At 72.7% G+C, this 15,652-nt stretch carries 14 protein-coding genes; 8 read left to right on the plus strand and 6 right to left on the minus strand.

Annotated elements, in window-relative coordinates:
* Positions 1–229: 229 nt before the first annotated feature.
* Genes ABZ840_RS35095 through ABZ840_RS35120 form a run of 6 tightly spaced genes read right to left on the minus strand, consistent with a single transcriptional unit; the run spans position 230 to position 4,923 of the window.
* Complete coding sequence (locus tag ABZ840_RS35095; RefSeq protein ID WP_361567272.1) at positions 230–874, minus strand: CoA transferase subunit B; 645 nt, start codon at positions 872–874, stop codon at positions 230–232.
* On the minus strand, positions 874–1,686 hold the full coding sequence (locus ABZ840_RS35100; protein ID WP_361567276.1) for a CoA transferase subunit A: 813 nt from the start codon (positions 1,684–1,686) through the stop codon (positions 874–876). The genes ABZ840_RS35095 and ABZ840_RS35100 overlap by 1 nt, the downstream gene beginning before the upstream one ends.
* Before the next feature lie 11 nt (positions 1,687–1,697).
* Positions 1,698–1,979, minus strand: a complete 282-nt coding sequence (gene catC / locus ABZ840_RS35105) for a muconolactone Delta-isomerase (RefSeq protein WP_361567282.1) — start codon at positions 1,977–1,979, stop codon at positions 1,698–1,700.
* Between the two features lie 2 nt (positions 1,980–1,981).
* A complete protein-coding gene (catA, locus tag ABZ840_RS35110) occupies positions 1,982–2,839 on the minus strand; it encodes a catechol 1,2-dioxygenase (RefSeq protein WP_361567285.1) in 858 nt (285 codons plus the stop codon).
* A gap of 46 nt (positions 2,840–2,885) precedes the next feature.
* The gene (locus tag ABZ840_RS35115; RefSeq protein WP_361567288.1) at positions 2,886–3,989 is read right to left on the minus strand and encodes an enolase C-terminal domain-like protein; all 1,104 of its coding nucleotides are present in this window, start codon (positions 3,987–3,989) and stop codon (positions 2,886–2,888) included.
* Positions 3,990–4,011: 22 nt separating this feature from the next.
* Positions 4,012–4,923: a LysR substrate-binding domain-containing protein gene (locus ABZ840_RS35120; RefSeq protein WP_361567291.1), complete on the minus strand. Its 912-nt coding sequence runs from the start codon at positions 4,921–4,923 to the stop codon at positions 4,012–4,014.
* A gap of 234 nt (positions 4,924–5,157) precedes the next feature.
* On the opposite strand from ABZ840_RS35120, the gene benA reads away from it, so the two are divergent.
* The 8 genes from benA (at position 5,158) to ABZ840_RS35160 (ending at position 15,489) form a co-directional block, all read left to right on the plus strand.
* On the plus strand, positions 5,158–6,528 hold the full coding sequence (benA, locus tag ABZ840_RS35125; protein ID WP_361567293.1) for a benzoate 1,2-dioxygenase large subunit: 1,371 nt from the start codon (positions 5,158–5,160) through the stop codon (positions 6,526–6,528).
* A 15-nt stretch (positions 6,529–6,543) separates the two neighbouring features.
* On the plus strand, positions 6,544–7,062 hold the full coding sequence (gene benB, locus ABZ840_RS35130) for a benzoate 1,2-dioxygenase small subunit (protein WP_361567296.1): 519 nt from the start codon (positions 6,544–6,546) through the stop codon (positions 7,060–7,062).
* Positions 7,063–7,115: 53 nt separating this feature from the next.
* Positions 7,116–8,123 (plus strand): benzoate 1,2-dioxygenase electron transfer component BenC, encoded by a 1,008-nt coding sequence (gene benC, locus ABZ840_RS35135; RefSeq protein WP_361567298.1) that lies wholly within the window; start codon positions 7,116–7,118, stop codon positions 8,121–8,123.
* Complete coding sequence (locus ABZ840_RS35140) at positions 8,120–8,917, plus strand: 1,6-dihydroxycyclohexa-2,4-diene-1-carboxylate dehydrogenase (protein WP_361567301.1); 798 nt, start codon at positions 8,120–8,122, stop codon at positions 8,915–8,917. The genes benC and ABZ840_RS35140 overlap by 4 nt, the downstream gene beginning before the upstream one ends.
* A 46-nt stretch (positions 8,918–8,963) precedes the next feature.
* Positions 8,964–11,804, plus strand: coding sequence for an AAA family ATPase (locus ABZ840_RS35145; RefSeq protein WP_361567303.1), 2,841 nt, complete (start codon positions 8,964–8,966; stop codon positions 11,802–11,804).
* A gap of 48 nt (positions 11,805–11,852) precedes the next feature.
* Positions 11,853–12,485 (plus strand): alpha-ketoglutarate-dependent dioxygenase AlkB, encoded by a 633-nt coding sequence (locus tag ABZ840_RS35150; protein ID WP_361567305.1) that lies wholly within the window; start codon positions 11,853–11,855, stop codon positions 12,483–12,485.
* A 137-nt stretch (positions 12,486–12,622) separates the two neighbouring features.
* On the plus strand, positions 12,623–13,417 hold the full coding sequence (locus ABZ840_RS35155) for a 3-hydroxybutyrate dehydrogenase (RefSeq protein ID WP_361567308.1): 795 nt from the start codon (positions 12,623–12,625) through the stop codon (positions 13,415–13,417).
* Between the two features lie 122 nt (positions 13,418–13,539).
* Positions 13,540–15,489 (plus strand): helix-turn-helix domain-containing protein, encoded by a 1,950-nt coding sequence (locus ABZ840_RS35160; protein ID WP_361567310.1) that lies wholly within the window; start codon positions 13,540–13,542, stop codon positions 15,487–15,489.
* Positions 15,490–15,652: the final 163 nt, after the last annotated feature.

The following is a 15,652-nucleotide window of genomic DNA, read 5'->3' on the forward strand; positions in this document are numbered from 1 at the left end:
CGGCCCAGCGGCCGGGGCCGGTGGGACGGAGCGGCCTGCCCGCGCCCCGCCGCCGGGCGTCCGACGGATCCGGACACCCACGACCGGCGCGGGGCCCGGGCGCGCGCCGCATGAGCCGGGCACCTGGCGGAGCGCGTACGGGACCGGATGCCCGCACCGGCCGGGTTCGGTCCCCGCCGGCCGGACGGCTGTCCGGGAGTCCGGCCGGCGGGGCGGCGGAGGCTGCGGGTCAGCCGCGCGCGGCGGGGACCCGCACGGGGGCTGCGGTGCGCGCGAGAAGGTCCTCGGCGGACACGCCGGGCGCGGTCTCCACCAGGACGAGCCCGTCCTCGGTGACGTCCAGGACGCCGAGGTCGGTGATGATCCGGTGGACGCAGCCCCGGCCGGTCAGCGGCAGCGAGCAGCTCTCGACGATCTTCGGGCTGCCGTCCTTGGCGGTGTGGTCCATCACCACGACCACCCGGCGGGCGCCGTGCACGAGGTCCATCGCGCCGCCCATGCCCTTGACCATCTTCCCCGGGATCATCCAGTTCGCCAGGTCACCGCCTGCGGAGACCTGCATGGCGCCGAGGATCGCGGTGTCGATGTGCCCGCCGCGGATCATCCCGAAAGAGAGCGCGGAGTCGAAGAAGGCCGCGCCCGGCAGCACCGTGACGGTCTCCTTGCCCGCGTTGATCAGGTCCGGGTCGACCTCGTCCTCGGCGGGGTACGGGCCGACGCCCAGCAGCCCGTTCTCGGACTGCAGCACCACGTCCACGCCCTCGGGCAGACAGCTGGGCACCAGCGTCGGCAGTCCGATGCCGAGGTTCACGTAGTCGCCGTCGCGCAGCTCGCCCGCGGCACGCGCGGCCATCTCTTCCCTGGTCCAGGCCATCAGGCGCGCACCGTCCCTTCGCCCTCCGGCGGCGCGGCGACCGTGCGCCGCTCCACCTTCTTGTCCGCGGCCTGCTCCGGCGTCAGCGCCAGCACCCGCTGGACGAACACGCCGGGCAGGTGCACCTCGTCGGGGTCCAGCTCGCCGGGCTCGACCAGCTCCTCCACCTCGGCGACGGTGATCCGGCCGGCCATCGCCGCGAGCGGATTGAAGTTGCGCGCCGCCTTGTTGAAGACGAGGTTGCCGTGCCGGTCGCCCTTCGCTGCCCGAACGAGCGCGAAGTCGGTGGTGATGCCGCGCTCCAGCACGTAACTCTCGCCGTCGAACTCGCGCACTTCCTTGGGCGGCGACGCCTTGGCGATCTCGCCTCCCCCAGCCTCCGGCCGGGAGGTGCCCCCAGCCCCGTACCGCAGCACCATGCCGCCGTCGGCGACGTCCGTGCCCACCCCGGCCGGGGTGTAGAACGCGGGGATGCCGCAGCCGCCGGCCCGCAGCCGCTCGGCGAGCGTGCCCTGCGGGGTCAGCTCCAGCTCCAGTTCACCGGCGAGGTACTGCCGCGCGAACTCCTTGTTGGCGCCGACGTAGGAGCCGGTGACATGGGCGATCCGGCCCGCGCCGAGCCAGATGCCCAGGCCGCCGCCGTCCACGCCGCAGTTGTTGGAGACCACGCGCAGGCTGCTCGCGCCGGTCTCGTACACGGCCTGGATCAGCACGTCGGGGACGCCGCTGAGCCCGAAGCCGCCCACGGCGAACGAGGCACCGTCGGCTACATCCGCCACCGCCTGCGCGGCGGTGGCCACTACCTTGTCCATGCCCCGCCCCGTCAGCCGTTGATGTCGGAGGGGTGCACCGCCAGCGGCGTCACCTCGATGGACATGTACGGGAAGAGCGGCAGGCCCCACAGGATGTCGTGCAGCTCGTCGTTGGACTCCACGTCGAAGACGCTGAGGTTGGAGTACTGGCCGACGCACCGCCAGATGTGCGGCCACTTCCCGGCCTTCTGCAGCTCCTGCGAGTACGCCTTCTCGCGGGCGAGGGTGTCGGCCTTGACCTCGGGGTCCAGGTCGGTGGGGAGGTTCACGTCCATCTTCACGGCGAACAGCATGCTCAGGCCTCCGTCCGGTCCATCACGAAGTCGTACGTGACCTCGTTGCCCCTGCCGTCGGCCGCGGGCTTCGGGGCGAGGACCAGCTCGGGCTTCACGGCCGAGGCGATGTCGTCCTCGACGTGGCTGCCGCCCTCGAAGTACAGCTGCGTGGTGATCAGCTGGTGGCCGGGCGCCGACACCTTCAGATGCAGGTGCGCGGGGCGCCAGGCGTGCCAGCCGGCCGCGGCGATCAGCTTGCCGCAGGAGCCGTCGGTGGGGATCTGGTACGGCGCGGGCTGAATCGTGTGGATCTTGAAGTTGCCCTGGTCGTCGGCGACGACGGTGCCGCGCAGGTTCCACTCCGGCAGGTTCGGCGCGTACTGCGAGTACAGGCCGTCGTCGTCGGCGTGCCACATCTCCACGTGCGCGCCGGCCAGCGGCTCGCCGTCCACGCCCCGGACCTGGCCCTGGAAGAGCAGCGGCGTGCCGGCCTCGTTCTCGCGCATCGGCAGAGTGGTCTCCGCCTCGTGCTTCGGCGACTCCGGGACGTAGTAAGGGCCCTCGATGGTGCCCTTGCTGCCCTGGCGGTTCTCGTTGGCGACCTCCTCGACGACGTGCTCGATCCACACGTCGAGGAAGAGCGGCCACTCGCCGTCCTGGCCGACGCCGATCAGCCACGATTTGAGCGCGTCGTACTCGGCGTACGTCACCTTGTGCCGGCGGATGACGTCGTGCACGGCGGTGATGACCTCGGTGGCCAGCGTGTCGACGCGCTCCTTGCTCGAAACGGCCTCGGACCGCTGCTTCGCGCGGAAGGCCTCGGTGGCCGAGGCGCCGGACGCGGCGGCGGTGGCCTGCTCCTGGACGTTCTCGCTCATGGTCGTGCTCCTGTCCTGACGGGGAGAGGGGGAAGAAGGGGGCGGCTCAGGTGTCCTGGCGGTAGCGGGCCAGCTTTTCGGGGTCGAGGACGAGGCCGAGGCCCGCGCCCTCGCGGACGCGCAGCGTGCCGTCCTCGATGGCCAGCGGCTCGGCGAGCAGGTCGTCGCTCATGTCGAGGAAGTTGGACAGCTCGCCGGCCCGGCGGGCGGTCAGCTCGTACGCGGATCCGAAGACCGCGGTGCACAACGTGCCGATCTGGCCGTCGATCTGATTGCCCATCACGGCCTCCACGCCCAGGCCCTCGCAGAGGTGGTGGACGCGCTGGGAGTACGTGAAGCCGGTACGGGCCGTCTTGATGCTGATGGCGGTCGCGGAACCGCCCAGCAGCTCGCGGGTCACCTCGCCGGGGCGGACGGCGCTCTCGTCGGCGACGAACGGGATGTCCGTGTGCGAGACCAGCCACCGGCGGCCCAGCACGTCGTCGGCCGGGCACAGCTCCTCGGCCAGCGTCAGATCGAGCCCGTCCATCGCGCGCAGCGCGCGGGCCGACTCCGACGCGGTCCAGCCGCGGTTGCCGTCGATGTACAGCTCCACGTCGTCACCGAGTCCCTCGCGCAGCGCGCGGCAGGCCTCGACGTCGAGCCGGAAGGGGCGGCGGCCGACCTTCACCTTGAAGGTGGTGATGCCGTAGGTGTCGCGGATGCGCTGCGCCTCGGCGACCATCCGCTCCGGCGGCGCGAAGCCCACCATGTGCGAGACCCGCATCCGGTCGGTGTAGCCGCCGAGCAGTTCGGTGACAGGCAGCCCGACGGACTGCCCGATGATGTCCCACAGGGCCATGTCCACGGCCGACTTGGCGGTGGGGTTGCCGACCGTACGGTTCAGGCGGGCGTGCACGGCTTCGCGTGCGGTCGGTGCCAGGCCGGTGAGCTGCGGCGCGAAGATCTTGTCGAGCACCGCGACGATGGATTCCTGGGTCTCGCCGTAGGTGAAGGGGCGCGGCGGTGCCTCGGCGACGCCCACGAGGCCGTCGTCGGTGTGGACGCGTACGAGGACGTGTTCTGCCGTGCGGACCTCGCCGCTGGCGAACTTCAGCGGCTTCTTGTACGGGATGGCGAACGGAATCGCCTCGATGGCGGTGATCTTCATCGGTCCTCGTTTGCGGTGGTCTTCATCGGTCCCCGGGGGCGGGGTCCGGGACGAATACGCCGTGCGTCTCCAGGACGCCGATCAGCGTCTCCAGCAGGGGCGAGGCGTCGTTCTCGCGCCAGGCGAGGGCGAGTCCGACGGTCTCCGCGTCCCGGAGGGGCTTGAAGACGACGCCGTCGCGGGAGACCGAGCGGACGGAGTCGGGGAGCAGGGCGATCCCCAGGCCGGCGGCGACGAGCGCCAGCGCGGTCGAGGTCTCGGTGACATCGTGTGCGCAGTGCGGGTAGTAGCCCGCCGCGAGGCAGCTCCGGGTGACCGCGTCGTTGACGACGGAACGGGAGTTGACCGCGTACATGATGAAGTTCTCGTGGCGCAGCTGGCCGACCTCGGCGGCCTCCGCCTCGCTCAGCCAGTGGTCCTCGGGGACCGCCAGTACCAGCGGTTCCCGGGCGACCTCCCGGCAGACGATGCCCTCCTGCCGGACCGGCGGCCGGAGCATGCCCACATCGAGGCGGTTCTCGCTGAGGGCCAGCTCCTGCGCCGGGGTCAGCAGCTCGGTGTGGATCTCCAGTGCCACCCCCGGCATCTCCTCCTTGACCAGCCGGGCGATCTCGGGAAGCTGCCGGTAGCAGGCGGTGCCGGTCAGGCCGAGGCGCAGGATGCCCTCGGCGCCCTTGGCGAAGCGGCGCACGCGGGTGGTCGCCTCGTCGACCGACTGGAGGATCCGTACCGCGTCGGTGCGGAAGACCTCGCCGGCCCCGGTCAGGGCCACCTGGCGGGTGGTCCGGGTGAACAGCTCGACCCCGAGGTCGGCCTCCAGCTGCCGGATCGCCTGGGACAGCGGGGGCTGTGCCATGTGCAGGTTCTCCGCGGCGCGGCCGAAGTGCCGGGTCTCGGCGACGGCGACGAAATAGCGCAGGTGGCGCAGTTCCATGGGGCCTCCTTGGCTTCCTTGCCGCCGGATGCGGCTCATCGTAGGCAGCGGGTTCCAGACGAGAGAAATACTCTTTTGCCGCCGATTGATATGCAAGGAATCTGAATAGGGCCCTGGGTCAACCCTGGGGGAATGCCCGGGGTGGCGTCGTCACCCCGCTGCCATGGTGCTGAAAAGCGGCCGTGAGGGCCCCCGACGGGACGACGGGGCACCGGGCGCAGGTTTGGAGGGACCATGACGCAGACGTCGGTCACCACCCGGGCGATCCTGGACGACGCCCTGGTGGAGGACGAGGAGAACGGCATCCACCGGGCCCGGCGGAAGATCTTCACCGACGAGGAGATCTTCGAGCTGGAGATGAAGCACATCTTCGAGGGCAACTGGGTCTATCTCGCCCACGAGACGCAGATCCCGGAGATCGGCGACTACTTCACGACGTACATCGGCCGCCAGCCCGTGGTGATCTCGCGGAGCAAGGACGGCGAGCTGAACGCGCTGATCAACGCGTGCAGCCACCGCGGCGCGATGCTCTGCCGCCGCAAGACGGACAACCGCACCACCTTCACCTGTCCGTTCCACGGCTGGACGTTCAACAACTCCGGCAAGCTGCTGAAGGTCAAGGACGGCCGCGGCGCCGGCTACCCGGAGCAGTTCAACAAGGACGGCTCGCACGACCTGACGAAGGTCGCCCGCTTCGAGAACTACCGCGGCTTCCTCTTCGGCAGCCTCAACCCGGACGTGAAGCCGCTCACCGAGCACCTCGGCGAGGCCACCAAGATCATCGACATGATCGTGGACCAGTCCCCGGAGGGCCTGGAGGTGCTGCGCGGCTCCTCCACCTACACCTACGACGGCAACTGGAAGGTCCAGGCGGAGAACGGCGCCGACGGCTACCACGTCTCCGCGACCCACTGGAACTACGCCGCCACCACCGCGCGCCGCACCTCCGGCGAGTCCGCCAACGACACCAAGAACATGGACGCCGGCAGCTGGGCCCGCCAGAAGGGCGGCTACTACTCCTTCGAACACGGCCACCTGCTGCTGTGGACCCGGTGGGAGGACCCCGCCAACCGCTCCCTGAACGAGCGCCGGGACGAACTGGTCGCCGAGTTCGGCGAGGTCAAGGCCGACTGGATGATCGAGTACTCGCGCAATCTCTGCCTGTACCCGAACGTCTACCTGATGGACCAGTTCAGCTCCCAGATCCGGCACTTCCGCCCGATCGCGGTGGACAGGACCGAGGTCACCATCTACTGCATCGCCCCCAAGGGCGAGAGCGCCGAGGCCCGCGCCAACCGCATCCGCCAGTACGAGGACTTCTTCAACGCCTCCGGCATGGCCACCCCGGACGACCTGGAGGAGTTCCGCTCCTGCCAGAAGACCTACCTGGCCGGCGCTGCCCCCTGGAACGACCTCAGCCGCGGCGTCGCCCACCGGATCACCGGGCCCGACGAGGACGCCAAGAAGCTCGGCATCCACCCCGTCGCGAGCGGCGCCCGCACCGAGGACGAGACGCTCTACCCGATCCAGCACGGCTACTGGCTGGACACCATGCGCGGGGCAGTTGCCGCCGAGGACGCCGCCACCCCCGGCCAGGACCGGTAAGGACGGAGCGAGGACATGACCGTGAGCACCGAGACGGCCACCGCGGCCGTCACCGTGGAGGACATCCGCCAGTTCCTCTACCGCGAGGCCCGCTACCTCGACGACCGCGAGTTCGAGAAGTGGCTGGAGTGCTACCACCCGGACGTCGAGTTCTGGATGCCGGCCTGGGCCGACGACGACGAGCTGACCCGCGACCCGCAGACCGAGATCTCCCTCATCTACTACGCCAACCGCGGCGGCCTGGAGGACCGGGTCTTCCGCATCCGCACGGACCGCTCCAGCGCCACCAGCCTCCCCGAACCGCGCACCGGCCACCACATCGCCAACGTCGAGGTCGTGGAGCGCCGCGGCGCCGAGATCGACGTCCGCTTCAACTGGCACACGCTGTACTACCGCTACCAGAACATCGACCCGTACTTCGGGACGTCGTTCTACACCATCGACTTCTCGGGCGGGACCCCGCTGATCACGAAGAAGAAGGTCGTTCTGAAGAACGACTGCATCCACCACGTGGTCGACATCTACCACATCTGAGGCCCCCCACCCCGGCCTCCGAGTCCCGCCCTTCCCCCCGAATCGAGTTCACCATGAGCTACCAGGTCGCCCTGACCTTCGAGGACGGCATCACCCGGTTCGTCACCTGCGGACCGAACGAAACCGTCGCCGACGCGTCCTACAAGGCACGCATCAACATCCCCCTGGACTGCCGGGACGGTGCCTGCGGCACCTGCAAGTCCCTCTGCGAGAGCGGCCGTTACGACGGCGGCGACTACATCGACGAGGCGCTGACCGACGAGGAGGCCGCGCAGGGGTACGCGCTGCCCTGCCAGATGACCCCGCAGAGCGACCTGGTGCTCCGCATCCCCACCACCTCCGACGCCGCCAAGACCGCCGCCGCCACGCACACCTCGACCCTCGTCGCGCTGGAGAAGCTGTCGGAGACCACCGTCGCCTTCACCCTGGAGCCCGACGACCGCGCCGCGCTCGCCTTCCTCCCAGGCCAGTACGTCAACGTCGCCGTGCCCGGCACCGACGTCACCCGCTCCTACTCCTTCAGCTCCGGCCCCGCCGAGGGCCAGGTCTCCTTCCTCGTCCGCCTCACCGAGGACGGCGCGATGTCCGGCTACCTGCGCGACCGCGCCCAGGCGGGCGACCGCATCGAGTTCACCGGCCCGATGGGCAGCTTCTACCTCCGCGGGATCGAGCGGCCCGCACTGCTGCTGGCCGGCGGCACCGGCCTCGCCCCGCTCCTCTCCATGCTGGAGAAGCTCGCCACCGAGCCCCCGGCCCACCCCGTCCACCTGGTCTACGGCGTCTCCGCCGACCGCGACCTGGTACGCCTCGAAGCGCTCGCCGACTACGCCGCCGTCATCCCCGGCTTCACCTACGACCACTGCGTCAAGGAGTACGTCACCGGCCGCCTGGAGCCGCGCCACCTCAACGACGGCGACGTGGACGTGTACGTCTGCGGCCCGCCGCCCATGGTCGAGGCGGTACGTACGCATCTGGCCGAACAGGGCGTGGTTCCGGCCCACTTCCACACCGAGAAGTTCGCGCCGACCGGCACCGCGCAGCTCGCGGGGGCCGCCCGGTGAGCGCCGCGCACTTCCCCGGCCGGTTCGCCGGCAGGAAGGCCGTGATCACAGGGGCGGCACAGGGCATCGGCGAGTGCGTGGCCCGCCGGATGGCCGCCGAGGGTGCCGAGGTCGTCCTCGTCGACCGCTCCGAACTGATCCTGGAACTGGCCGCCGAACTGGGCAAGGACGGCGCCGCCGCGCACGCCGTCACCGCCGACCTCGAACAGTACGAGGGTGCCGAGCGGGCCGTGACCGAGGCGCACCGCGCGCTCGGCGGCCGCATCGACGTCCTGGTCAACAACGTCGGCGGCACCATCTGGGCCAAGCCCTACGAGCACTACACCCCCGAGCAGATCCGGGCCGAGGTGCAGCGCTCCCTCTTCCCGACGCTGTGGACCTGCCACGCGGCCCTCCCGCACCTGAGCGCCCAGCGCTCCGGCACGATCGTGAACGTCTCCTCGGTGGCCACCCGCGGCGTCAACCGCGTCCCGTACGCCGCGGCCAAGGGCGGCATCAACGGCATCACCTCCGCGCTGGCCCTGGAGGCCGCCCCGTACGGCATCCGCGTCGTCGCCACCGCGCCCGGCGGCACCGACGCGCCGCCCCGCCGGGTCGCCCGCGGCCCGGCCGCCGCCGACGCGCGGGAACGCGCCTGGTACCAGCAGATCGTCGACCAGACGGTCGACTCCTCCCTGCTCAAGCGGTACGGGAAGCTCGACGAGCAGGCCGCCGCGATCTGCTTCCTGGCCTCCGACGAGGCCTCGTACATCACCGCCTCCGTCCTGCCCGTGGCCGGCGGTGACCAGGGATGAGCGGCCCGCGTGAGCGGCCGCCCGCGCGCGGCTAATGTGAAGCGCAATGGACGATCACGACGGCGCGAACGGTTCCCCGGAGGATGTCCGCGAGACCGGCCGGCAGGGCCCCGCCGGCCGGCAGGCGGAGCTGGCCGCCCTGCACCGCCTGCTGGCCGCGGCCCGCACCGGACACCCCTCGATCGTCCTGGTCGAGGGGGCCTCCGGCATGGGCAAGACCGCGCTGATCGAGTACTTCTTGCAGGAACAGCACGGTCTGAACGATCAGCAGGGCCTCTTGCGGGAGCAGCGCGGCCTCGACGAACAGCACGACCCGGGCGAGCACGCCGTCCGCGTGTACCGCGCGAGCGGCGTGCGCTGGGAGAACGAGCTGGACCTCGGCGTCGCCGACCAGCTCGCCAAGGCCGCGGGTGCCGCCCTCTTCCCGGACGGCACCGCACCGGCCGAGCCGCCCGGCCCGCTCGCCGCCGGCCGCCGGCTGTACGAGATATGGAGCGCCCACCGCCAGGACACCGCCGTCGTCGTCATCGACGACGCCCACTGGGCGGACGCCGCCTCGCTGCGCGCCGTCGCCTCCGCCGTCCGCCGGATGTCCACCGAGAAGGTGCTCGTCGTGCTGGCCGCCGCCGACGACGCACTGCACCGGCTGCCGGTCGACGTGCTGGACTTCCTGGCCGCGTACCGCGACGGGGCGCTGCGGCTGGGCCCGCTCACCCCCGAGGACGTCCAGCAGCTGGCCTGGAGCGCGGGCCGCGTCGACCTCTCGCTCCCCGCCGCGCGCATCCTCTGCCGCCACACCCGCGGCAACCCCCTCCACATCACCGACCTGCTCCAGGAAGTGCCCGCCGGCATCTGGCGGGACTGGCAGCCCGCCCTGCCCGCGCCCCGCCGGTACGCCTCCGCGGTCCACCGCCGCCTCGACGCCTGCGGACCGCAGGCCCGCACCCTCATCGAGGCCTGTTCGGCGCTCGGCGAGGCGGTGCCGTTCGCCGAGGCCGCCGAGCTGTCCGGCGTCGCCGACCCGCTCGCGGCCGTCGACGAGGCCCGCCGGGCCGGCCTGCTCACCACGGCCGACGGCCCCGGACTGACCCTCCTCACCTTCCCGCACCCGCTCGTACGGGCCGCCGTGCACGGCGCACTCGGCCTCGTCGAACGCGGCGACCTGCACCGCCGCGCCGCGGAGATCGTCGAGGACCACGGCCGCCGCCTGATGCACCGGGTCGCCGCCACCCCCGCCGCCGACGCCGAGCTCGCCGACGACCTGGACCGGTTCGCCGCCGACCGGGCCGCCGAGGGCGCCTGGTCCCAGGTGGCCGGCGCGCTGGTCGCCGCCAGCCGGCTCACCCCGGCCCGCGCCACCCGCCGCGACCGGCTGCTGCGGGCCGTCGACGCCCTGGTCGGCGCGGGGGACCGGCCGCAGGCCGAGACCTTCGCCGCCGAGCTGGAGAGCTACCCGCCCGGCGCCCTGCGCGACTCCGTCCTCGGCTACCTCGCGATCACCCGCGGCCGCCCCGAAGAGGCCGAGGTGCGGCTCACGCACGCCTGGGAACGCTGCGACCCGGCCCGCCGGCCCGAGCTGGCCGCCGCGATCTGCCACCGCCGGGTACTGCACTCGCTCGGCCGCTGCCGCGCCGCCGACCTCGTCCACTGGGCCCGCAAGGCCGTCGACCTGGTCGGCCCGATGGAGCCCTCGGCGGTGGAGTCGGAGGCGATTCTCGGGCTCGGGCTCGCCGCCATGGGCCGCGCCGAGGAGGCCGCGCACGCCTACGACGACGTACTGGCCCGGATCTCCAGCGGCGCCCAGTCCCAGCGCGTACAGATGGGCCGGGGCTGGATGGACCTGGCGATGGACGAGCCGGAGGCCGCACGACGCGAGCTGGAGGGCGCCGTACCGACCGGCTTCCGCATGGGCTCCACCCGGATCTCCCTCTGGGCACAGGCCTGGCTGGCCCGCACCCAGTTCGCGCTGGGCGCCTGGCAGGACGCCGTGCGCACGGTCGACCGGGCGGCGGCCCAGCTCGCCGAGGTCCGGATGGAGCTGCTGCGCCCGCTGGTGCACTGGACGGGCGCGCAGATCCACGCGCTGCGCGGCGACTGGGCGGCCGCCCACCACCACGCCCGGCAGGCCTCCGCCGACATGCAGCACTACGAAGCGATGGTGGTGCCCGCCTGCCTGGCCCGCGCCCAGGTCGCCGAGGCCCGCGGCCAGTACGAGCGGGTGACCGCGGCGCTGGAGCCCGTCCTGCGGCTGCGGCAGCGCGAGGGCATCGACGAACCCGGCTTCTGGCCCTGGCAGGACGTCTACGCCAACGCGCTGGTGATGACCAACCGGGTGCCCGAGGCCGACACCTTCCTGAAGCCCTTCGAGGAGCTGGCCGCCGACCGCGGCCACCGCTCCACGATGGCCCGGCTCGGCTACGTACGCGGCCGGATCGCCGGCTCCGAGGGCGACCTCGACACGGCCCGTGCCCACTTCGAAGGCGCGCTGGCCCACCTGGAGCACCTACCGCTGCCGTACGACCGGGCACGGGTGAGCTACGCGTACGGCCAGACGCTCCGCCGCGCGGGCAAGCGCCGGGAGGCGGACGCGCTGCTCCAGAACGCCCGGGACGCGTACGTGCTGCTCGGCGCCCGTACGTACGTCGAACGCTGCGAGCGGGAACTGCAGGCCGGCGGCGTGAAAAGGGGCGGCGCGGAGGATTTCTCCCGGCTCACCGCACAGGAGCGCGCTGTGGCCCGGCTGGTCGCGCGCGGGATGAGCAATGCGCAGGTCGCGTCGGAGCTGTTCCTGTCGGTGAAGACCGTGCAGTACCACCTCACGCACGTGTACGCGAAGTTCGGCGTGCGCTCGCGGGGAGAGCTGGCGGCCGTGTTCCGCGACTCCTGACCCGTGCAACATTCGCACAGAAATTCGAACACGGCGTACGCTGGCACCATGGCCACCACGCACTTGCAGAGCTCGCTCTTCGACGGGGTCGACGACATCGGTCTGCGGCCTTTGGCAGGGGTCGAACGCACGACCCTGGGCCTCGGCGCCTGGATCGACGTGCTGCCCGGCTGGCTGACCGGGGCCGACGAGCTGTTCCAGGAGCTGGTGGCGGCCGTCCCCTGGCACGCCGAGCGGCGGCAGATGTACGAGCGGGTGGTCGATGTGCCGCGGCTGCTGTGCCACTATGCAGAGGGCGTGGAACTGCCGCATCCGGTGCTCGACGAGGCGCGGGAGGAACTCGGCGCGTACTACGCCGAGGAGCTCGGCGAACCGTTCCGCACGGCCGGGCTGTGCTACTACCGCGACGGCGAGGACAGCGTCGCCTGGCACGGCGACCGCATCGGCCGCGGCCGCACCCAGGACACCATGGTCGCGATCCTCTCCGTCGGCGAGCCCAGAGCGCTCGTGCTCCGCCCCCGCGACGGCGGCGGACCGACCGTCCGCCGCTCCCTCGGCCACGGCGACCTCATCGTCATGGGCGGCTCCTGCCAGCGCACCTGGGACCACGCCATCCCCAAAACAGCCCGCCCGGCCGGCCCCCGGATCAGCATCCAGTTCCGGCCTCGAGGGGTGCGCTGAGGGGGCGGCCACTTCCGGTCGCGAGGCGTGCGCCGAGGGGCCCCGCCACTTTCTGGGGTTCTGCCACATGACCGGGCCGAGCCTTGTGGGTCCCACCCACATCGGTGCGGGATCTCGTGCTGCTTAGGGTGACGCCCATGAGCGCCACCTCCACACCAGGTACCGCCCCCGCGTCCGGCCTCGCCGGCCGCACGGCACTCGTCACCGGCGCGGCCGGCGGCATCGGCGCGGCCTGCGCGCTGCGGCTGGCCGCCGACGGCGCCACCGTCCGTGCGGTCGACCGGGACGGCGACGGGCTCGCCCGGCTCGCGGAACGGGCCGACGGCCTGCCCGGTGCGCTCCGGCCCGTCACCCTCGACCTCACCGACCTGGAGGCCGCCGAGGAGAGCGCGGCCGGCGCCGACATCCTCGTCAACAACGCCGGCATCCAGCTCGTCCGCCCCATCGAGGAATTCCCGCCCGACGTCTTCGCGACCGTACTGAAGGTCATGCTGGAGGCGCCCTTCCGCCTCCTGCGCGGCGCACTGCCCCACATGTACGCCCAGGGCTGGGGCCGCGTCGTCAACATCTCCTCCGTGCACGGCCTGCGCGCCTCGCCGTACAAATCCGCCTACGTCGCCGCCAAGCACGGCCTGGAGGGCCTCTCCAAGGTCGCGGCCCTGGAGGGCGCCGAGCACGGCGTCACCTCCAACTGCGTCAACCCCGGCTACGTCCGCACCCCGCTGGTCGAGAAGCAGCTCGCCGACCAGGCCGAGGCGCACGGCATCCCCGCCGAGCGCGTGCTCACCGAGATCCTCCTCGCCGACTCCGCCGTGAAACGGCTCGTCGAGCCGGACGAGGTCGCCGAAGCCGTCGCCTACCTCTGCGGCCCCCGGTCGTCCTTCATCACCGGCACCTCGCTGTCCATGGACGGCGGATGGACGGCGCACTGACCTCGGGGAACGCCGGAGCCGGCGCAGGGGAGCCGGCCGCGGGCCCACCCGGCACCGAGGCCGGCGCGCCTCCCCGCACCCAGGGTGGCGCGCCGCGGCGTACCGGAGGTATCCCTAGGTCCATGCCACCCCAGCAGTCCGCCGAGCCGTCCGCCGCACCGGCCGAGACCCCCTTCCTCGACCTGCTCGCCACCGGCGCGCCCGCCGAGGACTTCGAACGCGCCGTACTGCGCGCCCGGGCCGACGGCGCCTCCCCCGAACGGCTCGCCGCCCTGGAACGCGCCAAGCTGCTCGCACTGCGGGTCCGCACCGAGCTGGAGGGGCGCCGCCGCCGCGAGGCCGAGCTGTCCGCGCTGTACGAAACCGCGCACGACCTGGCCGGGCTGCGCGACCTGGACGCGGTGCTGCGGGCCATCGTGCAGCGCGCCCGCTCCCTGCTCGGCACCGAGACGGCGTACATGACCCTCAACGACCCCGTCGAGGGCGACACGTACATGCGGGTCACCGACGGCTCGGTCTCCGCCCGCTTCCAGCAGCTGCGCCTGGGCATGGGGGAGGGGCTCGGCGGCCTCGTCGCGCAGACCGCCCGCCCCTACGTCACCGACAGCTACTTCGACGACCCGCGCTTCCAGCACACCCGGACCATCGACACGGGCGTACGCGACGAGGGGCTCGTCGCGATCCTCGGCGTACCGCTGAAACTCGGCAGCGGCGTCATCGGTGTGCTCTTCGCCGCCGACCGCCGGGTCCGGGTCTTCGACCACGCCGAGATCGCGCTGCTCTCCGCGCACGCCGCCCACGCGGCCGTCGCCATCGACACCGCCAACCTCCTCGCCGAGACCCGCAAGGCGATGACCGAGCTGGAGGCCGCCAACGAGATCATCCGCGACCGCAGCGGCGTCATCGAGCGCGCCTCCGACATCCACGACCGCCTCGCCGAGCTGGTGCTGCGCGGCGGCGGCGTACAGGACGTGGCCGCCGCGGTGGCCGAAGTCCTCGACGGCACCGTGGAGTTCACCGACGCCGAACGGGTGCCCGCCGACGCCCTGGACCGCTCACGCGCCGCCGACGGCCACGCGGTACGCGACGGCGACGACTGGGTGGCCGCCGTCCGCTCCGGCAGCGAGGTGCTCGGCGCGCTCGTCCTGCGCGGCCACCCCCACCTGGACCCCGTCGACCAGCGCACCCTCGAACGGGCCGCGATGGTGACCTCCCTGCTGCTGCTCGCCCGACGCACCGCCGGCGAAGCCGAGCAGCGGGTACGCGGCGAACTCCTCGACGACCTGCTGGACGCCCCCGACCGCGATCCGCGGCTGCTGCGCGAGCGCGCCGCCCGGGTCGCCGCCGACCTGGACGCGCCGCACGTCGTCCTCGCCGCGCGCATCGAGGACCCGGCGGGAGACGGAGCCGCCCCGGCCGCCACCGGCCCGGACGGGGCCGGGGCCACCGGCCGGCAGCGGCTCTGGTCCGCCGCCTCCCACCTCGCCGCCACCCGCCAGGGACTGGCCGCGGCGCGGGACGCCGGCGTCGTCCTGCTGCTCCCGCTGGGCCGGGACGACGAGCCGGGCGAGGCGGCCGGGAAGGCCGCCCGCCAGCTCGGCGCCGCCGTCCACGCACCGGTCACCGTCGGCGCCTCCGCGCCCGTACCCGCGCCGGCCGCCACGCCCGCCGCCGTCGCCACGGCCTACGCACAGGCCCGGCGCTGCCGCGAGGCGCTGCGCGTGCTCGGCCGCTGCGGCCAGGGCGCCGCCGCCGAGGACTTCGGGTTCCTCGGCCTGCTGCTGGCCGACGGCCGCGACGTCGACGGCTTCGTACGCCGCACGCTCGGCGAGGTCGTGGACTACGACGAGCGCCGCGGCACGGACCTGCTGCGCACCCTGAACGCGTACTTCGAGAGCGGCATGAGCCCGGCCCGTACGAAGGACACGCTCCACGTGCACGTCAACACGGTCGCCCAGCGCCTGGACCGCATCGGCCGCCTCCTCGGCCCGGGCTGGCAGTCCCCGTCCCGAGCCCTGGAGCTGCAACTGGCCTTGCGACTGCATCAGCTGTCGGCGGCGCTGGGCGAGTAGCTTCGGCTTCCCTGGCGGGGCCGCTCCAGATTCCCTGGCAGGGCCCCTCCCTCTCCCCAACCGACGGGAGAGCCGCCCCACCCCCGCGGCAAGGCCCCTCCCCCACCTCCACCGCACATAAGCCGAAGGTAGCGCTCCCCACCGACAGCCGGGGCTGCCTGTG

Origin of the sequence: Streptomyces sp. NPDC047117 (assembly GCF_040643545.1) — a bacterium.
Classification (GTDB): domain Bacteria; phylum Actinomycetota; class Actinomycetes; order Streptomycetales; family Streptomycetaceae; genus Streptomyces.